The 15,599-nt window shown below is 58.2% G+C and carries 18 protein-coding genes; 4 read left to right on the top strand and 14 right to left on the bottom strand.

The genetic code is table 11. The features are described from left to right. Positions 1 to 3: 3 nt before the first annotated feature. The 12 genes from FHS30_RS01085 to FHS30_RS01030 all read right to left on the bottom strand — a co-directional run bounded on the left by FHS30_RS01085 (position 4) and on the right by FHS30_RS01030 (position 11,128). Positions 4 to 2,058: a CHASE domain-containing protein gene (locus FHS30_RS01085; RefSeq protein WP_183907448.1), complete on the bottom strand. Its 2,055-nt coding sequence runs from the start codon at positions 2,056 to 2,058 to the stop codon at positions 4 to 6. A gap of 112 nt (positions 2,059 to 2,170) precedes the next feature. Then, positions 2,171 to 2,776 (bottom strand): GTP cyclohydrolase II, encoded by a 606-nt coding sequence (ribA, locus tag FHS30_RS01080; RefSeq protein WP_183907446.1) that lies wholly within the window; start codon positions 2,774 to 2,776, stop codon positions 2,171 to 2,173. Between the two features lie 26 nt (positions 2,777 to 2,802). Then, the gene (locus FHS30_RS01075; protein ID WP_343048893.1) at positions 2,803 to 3,462 is read right to left on the bottom strand and encodes a retropepsin-like aspartic protease family protein; all 660 of its coding nucleotides are present in this window, start codon (positions 3,460 to 3,462) and stop codon (positions 2,803 to 2,805) included. Then, positions 3,447 to 3,974 carry a phosphatidylglycerophosphatase A family protein gene (locus tag FHS30_RS01070; RefSeq protein WP_183907444.1) on the bottom strand — a complete coding sequence of 176 codons (528 nt, stop codon included), beginning with the start codon at positions 3,972 to 3,974 and terminating at the stop codon, positions 3,447 to 3,449. The genes FHS30_RS01075 and FHS30_RS01070 overlap by 16 nt, the downstream gene beginning before the upstream one ends. After that, positions 3,931 to 4,899 carry a thiamine-phosphate kinase gene (thiL, locus tag FHS30_RS01065; RefSeq protein WP_183907442.1) on the bottom strand — a complete coding sequence of 323 codons (969 nt, stop codon included), beginning with the start codon at positions 4,897 to 4,899 and terminating at the stop codon, positions 3,931 to 3,933. The genes FHS30_RS01070 and thiL overlap by 44 nt, the downstream gene beginning before the upstream one ends. Before the next feature lie 44 nt (positions 4,900 to 4,943). Beyond that, a complete protein-coding gene (gene nusB / locus FHS30_RS01060; protein ID WP_183907441.1) occupies positions 4,944 to 5,396 on the bottom strand; it encodes a transcription antitermination factor NusB in 453 nt (150 codons plus the stop codon). Positions 5,397 to 5,399: 3 nt separating this feature from the next. Continuing rightward, a complete protein-coding gene (gene ribH / locus FHS30_RS01055) occupies positions 5,400 to 5,870 on the bottom strand; it encodes a 6,7-dimethyl-8-ribityllumazine synthase (RefSeq protein ID WP_183907439.1) in 471 nt (156 codons plus the stop codon). 54 nt (positions 5,871 to 5,924) lie between these two features. Further along, the gene (gene ribBA / locus FHS30_RS01050) at positions 5,925 to 7,046 is read right to left on the bottom strand and encodes a bifunctional 3,4-dihydroxy-2-butanone-4-phosphate synthase/GTP cyclohydrolase II (RefSeq protein ID WP_183907437.1); all 1,122 of its coding nucleotides are present in this window, start codon (positions 7,044 to 7,046) and stop codon (positions 5,925 to 5,927) included. A 13-nt stretch (positions 7,047 to 7,059) separates the two neighbouring features. Continuing rightward, positions 7,060 to 7,728, bottom strand: a complete 669-nt coding sequence (locus FHS30_RS01045; protein ID WP_183907435.1) for a riboflavin synthase — start codon at positions 7,726 to 7,728, stop codon at positions 7,060 to 7,062. A 38-nt stretch (positions 7,729 to 7,766) separates the two neighbouring features. Continuing rightward, positions 7,767 to 8,897, bottom strand: coding sequence for a bifunctional diaminohydroxyphosphoribosylaminopyrimidine deaminase/5-amino-6-(5-phosphoribosylamino)uracil reductase RibD (gene ribD / locus FHS30_RS01040; RefSeq protein ID WP_246341105.1), 1,131 nt, complete (start codon positions 8,895 to 8,897; stop codon positions 7,767 to 7,769). Next, a complete protein-coding gene (gene nrdR, locus FHS30_RS01035; protein ID WP_183907433.1) occupies positions 8,894 to 9,361 on the bottom strand; it encodes a transcriptional regulator NrdR in 468 nt (155 codons plus the stop codon). Before nrdR ends, ribD begins: the two co-directional genes overlap by 4 nt. A gap of 123 nt (positions 9,362 to 9,484) precedes the next feature. Continuing rightward, positions 9,485 to 11,128 carry an AMP-binding protein gene (locus tag FHS30_RS01030; RefSeq protein ID WP_183907431.1) on the bottom strand — a complete coding sequence of 548 codons (1,644 nt, stop codon included), beginning with the start codon at positions 11,126 to 11,128 and terminating at the stop codon, positions 9,485 to 9,487. A 256-nt stretch (positions 11,129 to 11,384) separates the two neighbouring features. Between FHS30_RS01030 and purE the strand changes: the two genes are divergently transcribed. From purE to FHS30_RS01015, 3 genes are all read left to right on the top strand, one after another. Further along, positions 11,385 to 11,879 (top strand): 5-(carboxyamino)imidazole ribonucleotide mutase, encoded by a 495-nt coding sequence (gene purE, locus FHS30_RS01025; protein ID WP_183907429.1) that lies wholly within the window; start codon positions 11,385 to 11,387, stop codon positions 11,877 to 11,879. After that, positions 11,879 to 12,967, top strand: a complete 1,089-nt coding sequence (locus FHS30_RS01020) for a 5-(carboxyamino)imidazole ribonucleotide synthase (protein WP_183907427.1) — start codon at positions 11,879 to 11,881, stop codon at positions 12,965 to 12,967. Before purE ends, FHS30_RS01020 begins: the two co-directional genes overlap by 1 nt. A gap of 245 nt (positions 12,968 to 13,212) precedes the next feature. Next, a complete protein-coding gene (locus FHS30_RS01015) occupies positions 13,213 to 13,668 on the top strand; it encodes an EVE domain-containing protein (RefSeq protein WP_183907425.1) in 456 nt (151 codons plus the stop codon). On the opposite strand, the gene FHS30_RS01010 is transcribed toward FHS30_RS01015, so the two are convergent. Then, on the bottom strand, positions 13,646 to 14,230 hold the full coding sequence (locus FHS30_RS01010; RefSeq protein WP_183907422.1) for an Hpt domain-containing protein: 585 nt from the start codon (positions 14,228 to 14,230) through the stop codon (positions 13,646 to 13,648). The genes FHS30_RS01015 and FHS30_RS01010 overlap by 23 nt on opposite strands. Between FHS30_RS01010 and FHS30_RS01005 the strand changes: the two genes are divergently transcribed. After that, positions 14,229 to 15,395 carry an EAL domain-containing response regulator gene (locus tag FHS30_RS01005; RefSeq protein ID WP_183907420.1) on the top strand — a complete coding sequence of 389 codons (1,167 nt, stop codon included), beginning with the start codon at positions 14,229 to 14,231 and terminating at the stop codon, positions 15,393 to 15,395. The two genes, FHS30_RS01010 and FHS30_RS01005, sit on opposite strands and share 2 nt — an antisense overlap. On the opposite strand, the gene FHS30_RS01000 is transcribed toward FHS30_RS01005, so the two are convergent. Next, the gene (locus FHS30_RS01000) at positions 15,392 to 15,571 is read right to left on the bottom strand and encodes a DUF3094 family protein (protein WP_183907418.1); all 180 of its coding nucleotides are present in this window, start codon (positions 15,569 to 15,571) and stop codon (positions 15,392 to 15,394) included. The two genes, FHS30_RS01005 and FHS30_RS01000, sit on opposite strands and share 4 nt — an antisense overlap. Positions 15,572 to 15,599 lie beyond the last annotated feature (28 nt).

The following is a 15,599-nucleotide window of genomic DNA, read 5'->3' as shown; positions in this document are numbered from 1 at the left end:
CTGTTACTCCTTTAAACTCGGTATTTCTACAAAGAACGTAGTACCTACATCCACTTCACTGTCGAGCCAAATGCGGCCCTGATGCCGCTCCACTACCGCCTGGCAAATGGATAATCCCAAGCCTGAGCCGCTAGAATTTAAACTGTCTCTGCGCGTAAATAACTGAAACACCTTCTGCTGCCACTCACTATCAATACCGACACCGTTATCGCTGACCGCCATCGATACCCTTCCCGTGCGCGCAACTTTGCAGGTAACTTTGACTTTCAATTGGCGCTGGCGATCGCGATAGTTCAGCGCATTGCCCAAGAGGTTGCTAAACAATTGCAAGATAAGCGTCTGATGTCCCCAAAAACCGCGGCCCGACCGCTCGAATTCGAGCAGCGCGCCCTCGGCCTCAAAGGCATGCCAGAACCTCACCCGCAACTCCTCAAACAATGCGTCTAGCTCGATAAACTCAAGGGCTAAAGACTGATGAGACACCCGTGAAAGCGCCAACAGGTCTTTTAATAATTGCTCCATCTGTCGACTGTTGGCGGTGATGCGCTGCAGCAGATGTAAATTCTCTTGATCGTCGAGCAGCGCGGGCTGCTGGCTCAACATTTCGGCGAGCCCGGTAATTGCCACCAACGGCGATTTCAAATCGTGCGATACGGCATACACAAACTGCTCCAGCTCTCGGGTTTTACGCCACAACAGGTCCTCTTGGCGCTTGCGCTCGGTCATATCAACCAAGGAGTACACCATAAAGGTTAGACCGTTTAGCACCGCTTCGCGCTGGCTCAGCTCAACGGGCGTCTCGATGCCGGTCAGGCTGCGGCAGGTCACCATGCGCGCCGTCTCAGCGGCGCGAACGGGTGTTTGATTGGGGATGAAGCTCGCAATGGGGTGATGCACAATATCCTCCTCGCGGCCGCCCAGCATCGCCACCGCCCGCTGATTGCACAGCTCAATATTGCCCAGCGGGTCCACCGCAACCAGGCCGGTTGGCGCCACGTCGGCCATTTGTCGGAACTTTTCCGACACCGCCAACTGATGTTCCATGCGCGCCGAATACTGCTGCGCCGCGCGCCGGTTATTGACCAAACCGAGCACAATGGCGAACAACAAAAAACTGTCCAACAAGCCCGCAGTCAACACCCAATAGGTGCTGTTATCGCTCTGGGCTGCGTCAAACATCGCGGTGCTGCGCACGAGCATGGTCCACTCCCGACCACCGAATTCCATGGGCAGGGTCGCTTCGTATTCGCCCACGTCCAACTCATTGCGCGGGTCTGAATCATAGAGAGTCTGCCCATCAAGCCCGCCATCAGTAATACGAAAGTACAGGTATTTTGGACCACCCTTGGTGATCGCCTCGAGGAGCCGCCCCATGCGAAAGGGGGCGTAGACATAGCCCTGAATACTGTCGCGCCGTAGATTTCGAGTACCTGGATTGGCCTTGCCCTGATAGACCGGCACATACATGAGAAATCCGGCCTGCACATTCTCTTCGGTCTCCTGCACGAGGGTAACGTGGCCAGTAATGCTGGCCTCGCCGGTGTCGCGCGCGCGCTCTAGCGCCTTGCGACGGGCCGGCTCGGAGAACATGTCGTAACCAAATGCGCGCTGGTTGCGCCAGGTAAAAGGCTCTAAATAGGTCACTGGGACATAGAATTCGCGCTCGCCTGCGGGCGAAACGCTAAAGCGCTCGAAACCCTCGGCACTGATGGCCGCTTCAAATGGCGCTTTGTCCTCAGGGCGCAAGTAGGCGGCGTAACCGATGCCCTGCACCCCTGGATAGAAGCGGTCTACCTCTAACGTGCCAACGAAGAGCCCCCACTCGCTGCGGGACACCGTCTCAGACGCATAGAATATGCCCACGCCAGCGCGCAGCAGGCTGCTGTAGGTGTCGAGCTGGTGGACAATATCGTAGGTGAGTTTTTCAACATATCGCTCAAAGCGCGCCTGGCCCGTCTTCCGAGCTTGTTGTTCGGTCACGTAGGCCGCGAAAAAACTAACCGATACTGATATGAGTAACACCAGCCAGGGCGGCTTGGCGGTAAGCGGCAATCCCAAACGCTGCACTCCAATTGCATGATCAAAAGGCGGGGCAGCTTTAAATTTAGTTCAAGATTGCAGCTCTGGGGTCACAATTCCACAGCCCAGTGAAAAAAGGCGGCTACACGGGTTAATCGTCGTCCTGCTGGTCGCTGAATAAGTGCCCCAGCTTGCCTTTTTTAGTTTCCAAATATTTTACATTGTGGGGGTTGCGACCGGTTTGGTGGGAGATACGTTCCACCACGGGAATGCCCAGATCTTGGAAGGCTTTCACCTTGCGGGGGTTATTGGTCATCAATCGAATCTGCTCTATCTCAAGGTGATTGAGCATCGGCTTTAAGATGGAGTAGTCGCGCATATCGGCGCCAAATCCCAGCGCTTCATTGGCTTCCACCGTATCGGCGCCGCAGTCTTGCAGCTTGTAGGCGCGAATTTTATTGAGCAGGCCAATACCGCGGCCCTCTTGGCGCAAATAGAAAATGGCACCGCGACCCTGCTGGGCGATTTTGTGCATGGCCGCCTGCAACTGTGCGCCGCAATCACAGCGCAAACTGAACAGGGCGTCCCCGGTTAGGCACTCGGAGTGAATGCGGGCGAGCACGGGCTCTTCGCCACGCACATCGCCCATGGTGAGCACCAGATGCTCCTTGTTGTTGTCCGGATCTTCAAACCCGTGCATATCAAAGGTGCCCCATGGCGTGGGCAGGCGGGATGATTCAATATAGCGAATGGTCACTCGAAAACCTCATTGTGGGAGCGCGACTACAGGCGAGACCTCAACACCAGTACGCCTTGCTCCTGGTCCATATCGACCTTTTGGAGAAAACTGTTGCCCAGCAACACCATCTCTGGAAAATTACCTTCAATAACGACGGCGGGCACCTGGTGCACCACCACACCGCCCACGCCCACCGAATCCAACATGATGTACCAGCTTTTAGCCCGCCCAGAGGCGGTGCTCACCAAGCCCTCGCGACCGTCGGTATAGCGCACGCCCAGGGCCTTGGCATTTTGCTCACTGAGAGCCACGCTGGTGGCGCCGGTATCCACCATCATGCGCACCGACCGGCCATTGATTGCACCTTGCGCCCAATAGTGTCCGCGCTCGCCAGAGGGCAAGCGCACTTCGGCCTTGCCCGCGGGCGCAAACGCACTGCTTATGCGGCGACTCAAGGTCAGCTCGAACTCTTGGTCTTGATATCGCACCCGAGCAAATTTGCTGGTGCCCGCTAACAGGGTGACCCCCTCGGGACTGGTCTGGCCCACTTTTAAGAGTCGCGTAGTGCCGTTAATGGACAACACCGCGCTGCCTTTCAGCAAACCCTGGGCCTGAATATCCAGCGCCTGAGCCCAACTGCCCGTGGGCACACAAAACAGCGCCGCCAGCAGCCATCGACGGCAATGGCCTACCACGGCCACCACCACAGGGTGCCCTGCAACACCGCCAGCGCCATCAGGCCCGCCAACACGTCGTCGAGCATGACCCCCAAGCCACCTTTGACGCGGCGATCCACCCAGCCAATGGGCCAGGGCTTCCAAATATCAAAGAGCCGAAACAAGACAAATCCATAGAGCCACCAAGGCCATGTCATCGGTACCCATAGCAAGGCGATCCACAGGCCCACAAACTCGTCCCACACGATAGCGCCGTGATCACTCACGCCCATGACGCGCCCCGCGTAACCGCACAGGTAGACGCCCACTAGCGCCGCCAACAGGATGGCGACGGCAAAACCCCAAAGCGGTAAATACGTCAGTAATAACCACGCCAGTGGCAAGGCCGCCAAGGTGCCGAAAGTTCCCGGGGCCTTTGGCGCCAAACCGCTACCCAAGCCCAAGGCCAGGAACAGGCGCGGATCGGCAACTAACTGCCCGAAACTGGGCAGCGGCTTAGGTGGGGTCGAAGTGGCTGTAGCCACGTCGCTTTGGCTCATAGGGTTCACCTTCCAACAGACAGGCGACACCGCTGCCTTTTACAATTTCGCCCACTGCCGTCGCGCGCAGCTTGCCGTTTTCAATGAGCTGTTCCACTTTCGCCAAATTTTCTTGAGGCACGGTAAAACACAACTGATAGTCATCGCCGCCGCCCAGTGCCCAATCGGCAATTTGCTCGGCTTCAGCCACTTTGTTGAGTGCCGCAGACACCGGCACCCGCTCGATATCGATTTTGGCGCCGACGCCACTCTCCTCGCAAATATGACCTAAATCAGCGAGCAAGCCATCGGATATATCGATGGCGCAGTGGGTGAGTCCCCGCAGCAACTTGGCGTCTTTTAAGCGCGGCTCCGGGCGGTAGTAGTGCGACATGAAATAGCTAAACGCCGACTTGCCCACGTTTAATTCTTGGCGGATAACCGACAGCGCCGCCGCCGCATTGCCCAGTTGACCGGTGACAAACACCACATCGCCCAAGCGCGCATTGCCGCGCATAAAGGCATAATCTTGCTCGACGGCGCCGTGCACTTGAATGGTGATGGCGAGCGGGCCGCGCGTGGTATCGCCGCCCACCAGCGCAATGTTGTATTCATCGGCTACGGACAACAGCCCCTTGGAAAAACCTTCCAACCACTGTTCGTCAACCTTGGGCATAGTGAGACCAAGTGTGAACCACAACGGCTCGGCACCCATGGCGGCCAGGTCGCTGAGATTGACGCGCAATGCGCGCTCAGCGATCAACTCCGGATCGGCGTTGCGTGGAAAGTGGATGCCTCCCACCAGCGTATCCATAGAGACGGCCAGCACTTTATTGTCGGGCACACTGAGCAGCGCGCAATCGTCACCAATGCCCATGTTGACGCCAAAGGCACGGGCCGATTGATAAAAATACCGCTTAATGAGTTCAAACTCACTCACAGCCATAAATTCTTCCTACTATTTTATTAAATGTCCCACTCAGTGTAGACCTAACGCTTAGGGTTGCGCTCAGCTTGCACTTCCAGAGACCGCACACTGGCGGCCAACTGATCGAGCACGGCATTAATAAATTTATGTGCATCGGTGGCGCCAAACTTTTTCGCCAGCGCCACACTCTCATTGATCACCACTTTATAGGGCACGTCGATTCGGTGCTTTAATTCATAGGTGGACAAGCGCAGCAATGCGCGCGTGATGGGGTCCAATTCCTCTTGATTGCGACCCTGTAGAAACGGTGAAAATGCCGCCTCTAACTCGTCCAGCTTCGCGGGGACTTGATGCAGTAATTCCTGAAAATACGGCACATCCACCTTCGACATGTCATTGTCGGTGCGAAATTCAGCTTCGATGGCGTTCAGTGAGCTGCCCGCCATTTGCCATTGATACAGGCCTTGCATGGCGTAGTGACGCGCCTGCCGACGGCCCGATGCAGATACGTTCATCAGTTATACCTTTGCCAGCAGCGAAACCATTTCCAGCGCGGTCTGGGTTGCTTCCACGCCCTTGTTCCCGGCCTTGGTGCCGGAGCGCTCGATGGCTTGCTCAATGGAATCGACCGTCAGCACGCCGAAGGTGATGGGCACACCGCTGGCCATAGAGGCCTGGGCCAAGCCCTTGGTGCACTCGCCCGCCACGTATTCGAAGTGGGGGGTGCCGCCGCGAATTACCGCACCCAAGGCGATGATTGCATCGAATTTACCCGTGCCCGCCAGCTTTTGCGCCACCAGCGGAAATTCAAAGGCGCCGGGTGCATAGTAGATGGTGATGTTTTCATCTTTGATGCCATGGCGACGCAGTGTATCTAGCGCGCCATCCTTTAGACTTTCAACAACAAAGCTGTTCCAGCGGCTAACAATCAGCGCGTACTTGCCTTTGCACTGGGTGAAATCGCCTTCTACGACGGTAATCTTGCTCATGGTCTTTCCTATATTTTCAAATTCAAATTGTGTGTGTTCGCGCGTGGCGCGACATTATTCGGGGCAGGAAAATAAATCCACAACTTCCAAATCAAACCCGGAAATGGCGGAAAATTTCAGCGGCGCCGACATTAAATTCATTTTGCGCACGCCGATATCACGCAATATTTGCGCGCCTGTGCCCACTTGTTTGTAGACGGCATCCTGACTCAATTGGCGCTGGCGACCCGACAACATCCAATCGATATTATCGGCGATGTCTTGTGCCGATTCCGTGTGGCAAATTAACACCACCACGCCCTTGCCCTCGGCCTGTACCGCTTTCAACGCTGCGTGGAATGTCCAGGGCGCGTGCTCGCTATCGGAGGGCCGCTGAATGGTCAGCAAATCGCGCGCGCTGTCTTGCACGTGCACGCGCACTAGCGTCGCCTCCTCGGGTTTGATTTCACCTTTGAGGAGCGCGAAATGCAATTCTTGGCGGGCCACATCGCGGTAGGTGCGCAACTCAAACTCACCGAAGGCGGTGTTCACCGGCCGCGTGCTGATGCACTCCACGGTTTTTTCTTTTACTGAACGATAGTGAATTAAATCGGCGATGGTGCCAATTTTCAGACCGTGGGTTTTGGCGAAAGCCTCTAAATCATTGCGACGGGCCATGGTGCCGTCTTCATTCATGATTTCCACGATCACCGCAGCCGGCTCGAAACCCGCCAAGCGCGCCAAATCGCAACCGGCCTCGGTGTGGCCAGCGCGACTCAACACGCCACCGGGTTGGGCCATCAAGGGAAAGATGTGACCGGGCTGCACGATGTCCTCCGGCTTGGCGTCGCGGGTCACGGCAGCGCGCACAGTGCGCGCGCGGTCGGCGGCGGAAATACCGGTGGTGACGCCCTCCGCTGCCTCAATGGACAAGGTGAAGTTGGTGGCGTGCTGGGCGCGGTTGTGACCGGCGCCGACCATCAAGGGCAAATCCAATTGGCGGCAGCGCTTATCGGTCAACGTCAGGCAGATCAAACCCCGGGCGTGCTTGGCCATAAAGTTAATATCTTCGGGCCGAATTTGCTCCGCGGCTATCACCAGATCGCCTTCGTTTTCGCGGTCTTCATCGTCCATCAGGATTACCATTTTGCCCTGACGGATATCGTCGATGAGTTCTTCTACCGTATTCAGTTCCATAATGCGTCCTGTGTTATTGACCGCGATTAAAGCCGTGTTCGGCCAAAAATGACATGGAGATGCCGCCCGCCGCACTGGGCTCGGCCGCTTTATCTCCCAATAATAGTCGCTCGAGGTAGCGAGCCAGCAAATCCACTTCCAGATTGACCTGAGTGCCTGCTTTATAGGTGCCCATCACCGTCTTCTCAAGGGTGTGCGGGACGATATTCAATTCGAATTCATCGCCGTCCACCGCATTCACGGTGAGGCTGGTGCCATCCACCGTAATGGAGCCCTTGTGGGCAATGTATTTCGCCAAGGCTTTGGGTGCGCGCAACCGGAAGCGCTCTGAGCGTCCGTCCGAATGGCGACTGAGCACCTCGCCCACGCCGTCAACGTGGCCGCTCACCAAGTGTCCGCCGAGGCGCGTGGTGGGCGTCAAGGCCTTTTCCAAATTCACCGGCTGGCCCACAGACCACTGGCGCAGGGTGGTGTTGTCCAATGTCTCGACACTCACATCGGCCCAGTAGCCATCGCCCGGCAGGGACACCACCGTCAGGCAAACGCCATTGGTGGCGATGGAATCGCCCAATTGCACATCGCCCAGGCCCAAGCCGCCGGTGGCCACGCGCACGCGCAGGTCGCCGCCCTTGGGTTCGAGAGCGCGAATTTCGCCCAACGCTTCAATAATGCCTGTAAACATATGTCTCTCTTTGCCAGCGCTACTTTAGCGCTCGGCGGTTAACTGTCGCGCGCCACCGGGCGCGCGGTAATGCGCCAGTCGTGGCCCACGGCGCGCACATCCACGATATCCAAGCGCAGTTGCTCCGCCATGTTGGCCAGCGGCAATTGCAGCAGTGGGCGCGCACTGGAACCCAGCAAGGTGGGCGCCATGTAGACGATCAATTCATCCACTAAGCCCGCCCCCATAAAACTGCCCGCCAGGCGACTGCCCGCCTCGACCAGCACTTCATTGCATTCGCGCTTGGCCAAGGCCTGCAGCAGCGCCAGCAAATCGCCGCCGTCACTTTGTTGATCCGCCATCGAGAGGGTCTCAACCCGCGCCACGGCGTCCGGATACGTGAGCGGCTGGTTTTGTACTAACAGCACCGGTCCTGGCAGCGACAACAGCCGGCAGCCTTGGGGCAGGCGACTGCGGCGATCGAGCACCACGCGCAGGGGCTGTTGCGCGGCGGCCGCGGCCGCTTCGTCAGCGGGCAACTCCAACTGCGCGGCGCGCACGGTGAGTGCAGCATTGTCGTGCAACACTGTGTCGATGCCCGTCACTATGGCGCAGCTAGCCGCGCGCAGACGCTGTACATCGCCGCGCGCCTCGGGCCCAGTAATCCACTGGGATTCGCCACTGGCCATGGCCGTGCGGCCATCCAGACTCATGGCGAGTTTCACCCGCACCAAAGGCAACCCCGTGCGCATCCGCTTGATGAATCCGGGATTCAGGGCTTCAGCCTGGGCCTCCATGACGGGGCCAATAACGTCGACGCCGGCCTCGTGCAAGCGCTGCAATCCCTGCCCCGCCACTTTCGGATTGGGATCTTGCATGCCGTACACCACTGTGCGGATGCCAGCCTCAATCAGCGCTGCGCTGCACGGACCCGTGCGCCCTTGATGATTGCAAGGCTCAAGCGTCACATAGGCGGTTAACCCCTGTGCACTGTCGACGCCCGCCAAGGCGTTGATCTCTGCGTGCGGTTGGCCCGCACACTGATGCCAGCCCTCCGCCACGATCTCAGGTGTCGCACCATCGGTGCGCACCAACACGCACCCCACGCGGGGGTTCGGTTGTGTGGTGTAGCGGCCGCGCTCTGCCAGTTGTAGCGCGCGCGCCATAAAGCGACTGTGATCCGGGGTCATTCAGCGTCTCGCGGATTGCGTTCCAACCGCTCAATTTCATCGCGAAATTCACTGATATCCTGAAATTGGCGATAGACGGAGGCAAATCGCACATAGGCCACCTGATCCAAATTGCGCAGTTTTTCCATCACCTTTTCACCCAGCAGCCGCGACGGCACTTCGCGTTCGCCAGTGGCCTGCAGAGCGTGCTTGATTTGATTGAGCGCCGATTCAATATCTTCCATGCTCACTGGCCGCTTTTCCAGCGCGCGCAGCAGGCCGGCCCTGAGCTTGGCTTCATCAAAGGGTTCGCGGGTGCCATCCTGTTTAATGATGCGCGGCATCAAGAGTTCGGCCACCTCATAGGTGGTAAAGCGTTCGCGGCAGGAAAGGCATTCGCGCCGGCGGCGCACCTGATCGCCCTCGGCAACTAAGCGCGAGTCGATGACTTTGGTGTCGTCGGCACTGCAAAAGGGACAATGCATGGCGTCCGTCCATCGGGAAATTGGCGCGCATCTTAACACGGCCAAGGCCCATGCGGTACGCATTAGCCCCGACCGGTCATTCCCTCGGTGCGGGGCCTGTGGCGCGTATTTAGGGTGCGGCGATTAAAGATCTCGCTGCCAGACCAGGGTGGCCTCGCCCATGCGATCGAGCAGGCCGATGAATTGCTCCTCGATGGGGCCGCGGCGAATTTTCAAGGTGGGCGTGAGCAGGCCATTTTCGATGGTCCAGGCCTCCGTAAGTACAATCAGGCCACCCAGCCGCTCGTGGGATTCCAGCTCGCCATTGATTTCGGCGAGCGTGACCTGCAGCGAGCGCTCCACGTCGGCCCGGGTCTTTTTCTGACCGGCCTCATTGAGCACCACCAACGCCACAGGTTGCGGGCGACCCACCCCCAGCACACAGCACTGCTCAACCCACTCGTTGCGCGCCATCAGGTTTTCGATGGGGGCTGGCGCTACATACTTGCCTTTGGCGGTTTTAAACTGCTCTTTTAAACGCCCCACAATTTTGAAGGCACCGTCGGCCGTTTGTTCGCCGCGATCACCCGTGCGAAACCAGCCATCTAAAAATGCTTCGGCGGTGGCCTCCGGGTTTTTGTAGTAACTCTTGAACACCGCATCGCCGCGAATTTGCACTTCGTTGCCCTCACCCAAACGCATCTCCACGCAGGGCACAGGCACGCCAATGGTGCCAATCCGATCCGCCCGATACGGCAGGTTTGAGCAGGACAAACCCGAGGTTTCCGTCATGCCCCAGCCCTCGGCGATATTCATGCCCAAGCCCCGATACCACTCCAGCATGGCCGGCGCGATCGGCGCCGAACCCGAGCCCAACAAACGCGCGTGATTAAGCCCGAGGCCCGCGCGAATTTTGCGTGCAACCAACCAGCCTACGACGGGAATTTTCAGCAATCGCTGCAATTTTTGATCGGGAATTTTTGCCAAAATGCCACTCTGGAACTTGGTCCAAAGCCGCGGCACCGAGATAAAGAAATTTGGCCGCGCATGCTTAACATCGTCCACAAAGGTGTCGAGCGACTCCACGAAATAGACCGCGGCACCGCTGTAATAAGTCATGATTTCGAGCACGCAGCGCTCGGTAATGTGCGCCAAGGGCAAATAGGAAATACACCGGTCATCTTCATACCACTGCGACTGCGCCGCCGTGGCGTGCGACGAGGAGCCCACATTTTTGCAGCTCAACACCACGCCTTTAGGCTGGCCCGTTGAGCCCGAGGTGTACACCAGCGTAAACATGGCATCCGGCGTTTGCGTGGGCAGCTCGCCGACGGGTTCATAGTGCGTGAGCCATTCCTGCCACTGGTGCTCAGCACTGGCGGTGGGATAGGGAAAAGCAATGCGCATCACCGAGGCTGGAATCGCCGATTCGGCAGCCCGAGTATCATCGAGTTTGCCCAAAAATACCGCTTTCGCCTCACTGTGCGCCAGCACGTATTCGATGGTCTCGGCGCCGGCCGTGGCGTAGATGGGCACACTGACCATGCCCGCCATCTGAATCGCCAAATCCGCCATAAACCACTCGGCGGAGTTTTTTGCGAGGATGGCAATTTTATCGCCCGCGGCAAAATGATTGAGCAAGCCGCTGGCGATGGTGCGCGCCTCGCGATCCGCCTGCTGCCACGTCCACTGGCGCCACTGACGATTGACCGGTTGATGTAAATACACCTTGTTGGGGTGTCGCGCCACGCGCTGCTGAAATTGGGCCAAGGGCAACAAGTATTCCATAGCGAGCCAACCATCCTTTTTATCGTTATCTCATGGACTGGCGAATGTGCCACACTTCCCCGCGGCAGACAAACAGCGGCCACAGACAAGCACCAAAACGGTGCAGCCTCCGCGCGGCGGGCAGCTTAAAGACTGCTTAAAAAATCGTCAAAAAACCGCTCAAACACCCCCAAAATTCGTGCCTTTAGCAGGCCGGATAGGTACAATGCGTCCCTTTTTCTAGACCACGCTCAATTGACAATACTGGGGAGCATCTATGAAGCCGCTGATTGGTATCATTATGGGGTCCACCTCCGACTGGGACACCATGAGCCACGCCGCCGACGCACTGAAGCAGCTGGGCATTCCCCACGAAGTGGAGGTGGTCTCTGCCCACCGCACGCCCGACAAGCTTTTTCACTACGCTGAAGAAGCCGAAGCGCGAGGCTTGGAAGCCATCATCGCGGGCGCCGGCGGGGCGGCGCACCTGCCCGGCATGGTGGCCGCCAAAACGCCCGTGCCCGTGCTCGGCGTACCCGTGCAATCCAAGGCCCTAAACGGCATGGATTCACTGCTGTCCATCGTGCAGATGCCCGCCGGCATTCCCGTGGGCACCTTGGCCATTGGTCGCGCGGGTGCCGTCAATGCCGCACTATTGGCCGCAGCCATGCTGGGCAACAAATACCCAGAGTATCGCAAGGCACTGGTGGCCTTCAGAGAGCAGCAAACTGAAAAAGTCATGACCAACGCAGATCCGAGGGAGCAGGCCTGATGAAAATCGGTGTCTTGGGCGGAGGCCAACTGGCGCGCATGATCGCACTGGCGGGCATTCCACTCGATTGTAGCTTTGTGGTGCTGGACCCATCCGATACGGCCTGCGCCGCTGCCGCTGCCACGCAAATTAAAGGCGACTACGACGACCCTCAGGCGCTAGCCGAACTTGCGCGCCAGGTGGACGTCGTCACCTATGAGTTTGAAAACGTGCCCCAAGCCAGTGCCCGCCTATTGGCGCAAAGCGTGCCGGTCTATCCCGCGGCCGACGTGCTGCACGTGGCCCAAGACCGACTCAACGAAAAGAACCTCTTTACCCAGCTGGGTATTGAAACGCCGCCCTACGCACCGGTTAACTCTCTGAGCGAATTGGAGCGCGCCGCCGCCACCATCGGCTTGCCCGCCGTCCTGAAAACCCGCACTCAGGGTTACGACGGCAAGGGTCAGGCCGTCATCCGCTCGCAAGACCAACTGGCACAGGCCTGGACTGCCATCGGCGAAGTGCCCGCCATCCTCGAAGGATTTATTCGTTTCGAGCGCGAAGTGTCCATGGTGGCAGTGCGCAACCTCGCCGGCGAAATTCGCTACTACCCGCTGTCAGAAAATCATCACGACGCGGGCATTTTGCGCATTGCGCGCGCGCAACCGGGCGACGCCATGACCGAGCAGGCGCAAAGCTACACAGAAAAACTGCTCAGCCATTTTAATTACGTGGGCGTTATCGCCGTCGAATTTTTCCAGCGTGGCGACCAACTGCTGGCCAACGAATTTGCGCCGCGGGTGCACAACTCTGGCCATTGGACGATGGAGGGCGCCGAGTGCAGCCAGTTCGAAAATCACGTGCGCGCGGTGGCCGACTTACCACTGGGCAGCACTGAAGCGCTCAGCTGCGCGGCCATGGTCAATATCATCGGCGATCTGCCGAGTGCCGCCGATGTACTGGCGGTTGAACACGCCCACGCGCATTTTTATGGCAAGTCGGCTCGACCCGGCCGCAAAGTGGCGCACGTAGGCATTCGCGCACCATCGGTTGCGGCGCGCGAGGCTGCCATCGAGCAAACACTCACACTCGCCGGTGCGCACTTTTAATTCACGTTACTAGCAAGCGCCGCCATGACGTGCGGCGTGAGCGGCACATCGATGCCACAACGCTGGCAGCAAAATCCCACTTAGCGATCGCCCTGCTGTGTCGCGCGCGCCCTTAACCTCTGCGCAAAACAACCATAGAACGCAACCCCAGTCAGCGATTAGGCGGCGCCGACTTCGCCGCTGCCTGCGCGAGCAAATCCAAGTAAACTGGGCCAAACCTCACAGCAAACACAACGAGGCAATGCATGGCGCACTGGCTTTTCAAAACAGAACCCGACGACATCAGCCTGGACGACATCCAACGCGCCGGCACGATGCGCTGGGATGGCATTCGCAACTATCAGGCGCGAAACTTTTTGCGCGACCAATGCGCCGAGGGCGACGGCGTACTGATCTACCACAGCAGCTGCAAAAACGTCGGCATTGTGGGCACTGCGCACATTGCCACCGCAGCCTACCCAGACCCCGCACAATTCGACGCAAAAAGTCCCTATTTTGACCCCAAGGCCAGTGTCGATGCGCCGCGCTGGTTTTGTGTCGACATCCGCTACCACGCACATTTTGCAGAGCTTTTACCCTTGGCAGACATCAAGGCCGACCCGAAATTACAGGAGATGGTTTTGGTCAAGCAGGGGCGGCTATCGGTGCAGCCGGTTGCGCCAGCAGAGTGGCGCCACATTACCGCCCGGGCGTATCGCTAGGGCGCTGCTCAGCCAAAAAATCATTGATGCGAATAACCTCGGGCGGAATGTGGCTGAGTAAACTGGCCGCCACCTCTGCCTGATCATTGCGACAGGCGTGCTCCAGGGCCGCACACAAGTTACCGAGGGGGCCAGCGCCCACGGTGCGCGCCGAGGACTTTAACTTGTGCGCCACCGCGCGCACCTCAGATAAATCTCCCGCCGTGGAAAACTCCCGCAAATAGGCCTCCATGGACACGGTGAAGTCCTCCAAAATAGTGGCGATCAGCGCGTGATCGTCACCGAACAGCGTCGATAACACCGCCAAATCTACAGGTACTTCTGGAGTTTCGTCTGCTGCCATGGAAGTTGCGATCAGTGATTGAAAGGTGTGCGACGAGGCGTCGCGCTCAAACCGGCCCATCAGGATTAATCTTAGCACCATTGGCCTGTGCGGTTTTTGGCGACGACGGGCATTGGCGTCCATACTGATACGATCATCTAATCGGATAACCACCCGCCCCATGACTGCCGACGCCATCTCTTCACTGGTTTGCCTAGTCGTCGACGACGACGCCTTCATGCTGAAAACTCTCGGACATGTGCTGCGGCAAATGGGCGTCAAGCAGGTCGTCGAGGCGTCTCGGGCACCCGAAGCCCTGCGCCTCATCGCCAATCGCAGCAACGAAATTGACCTGGTTATCAGCGACCTCAACATGCCCGAAATGGACGGCATTCAACTACTGCGCCAACTGGGGGCACTGGGCTTGCACGTGGGCGTCATTCTGATCAGCGGTGAAGACCCCCGGCTACTGGCGGCGGTGCACACCCTGGGGCGTCAATACCAGCTGCGCATCCTCGGCACACTCTCCAAGCCACTGGATCGCCAGCGTCTGGAACGCATGCTGCAGTCCTATCGGCGCGAGGGCCGGCGCGCGCCCAGAGGCCCTGCCACCATGGTATTCACCGACGAGCTGCAGGCCGCCATCATCGGTCGAGAACTGGAGGTGTGGTATCAACCGAAGATCGACGTTGCCAGCGGTCAACTCATCGGCGTCGAGGCCCTAGCGCGCTGGCAGCACCCAGATAAAGGCTTTATCGAGCCCAATATTTTTGTGGGCATTTGCGAAAAATACGGCATGGTGGAACAACTCACCGAGCTGATCTTGAGTAAAAGTTTGCGGCAAGTGCGGGAGTGGCAACGGGACGGATTAAACCTGACGCTGGCCGTCAACTTTTCGGCCAAGGCGCTGTGCCGTTTAGACCTACCCGAAACGCTCGAGGCCACCGTGCGAGCATCGGGTTTATCGCCAGAAAAAATTGTGGTCGAGATGACCGAGAGCGCATTGCCAAAAGATACCAGCACCACGCTCGACATCATGACGCGACTAAGGCTCAAAGGTTTTGGACTCTCCATCGACGACTTCGGCACCGGCTTTTCTACACTGGAGCAACTGAAGCTGATCCCCTTCACCGAACTGAAGATCGACCGCTCATTTGTGCACCTCGCCGCCGACAATAAAGTCAGCCAAGCCATTTTAGAATCGAGCATCTCGCTCGCGAAAAAGCTGGAAATTCATTGCGTTGCAGAGGGGGTAGAGCGCCAAGAGGACTGGCAATTAGTGGCTGATCTGGGGTGCGACAGTGTGCAGGGCTATCTTATGGCCAAGCCCATGCCCACCGAAACGTTTAGTCGCTGGGCCGAAACCTTCGCCGCCAGCGCCAAAAATGGCAGAGACGACGCCTAAACCACCCCCTGCTGCCACGCCAAAAAGTAGCTGATGCCGCTCAACACTGTCAGCACCATTAAAATGATCGCCAACAGTAACCAAGGCCGGAACGGCTTGCGCTCCACGTCGTTGACACCGCTGGAAATAACCGAGTCCACTCGGGCCTGATCTTCGGGGGATAGTTGGGCTGCCATAGACCTTCTCGCTGGGTTGAACGGTGCT

The organism is Simiduia aestuariiviva, assembly GCF_014192475.1.
GTDB lineage: Bacteria > Pseudomonadota > Gammaproteobacteria > Pseudomonadales > Cellvibrionaceae > Simiduia > Simiduia aestuariiviva.
The sequence above is the reverse complement of the archived record's forward strand: the minus strand, read 5'-3'. Positions and strand labels throughout refer to the sequence as shown.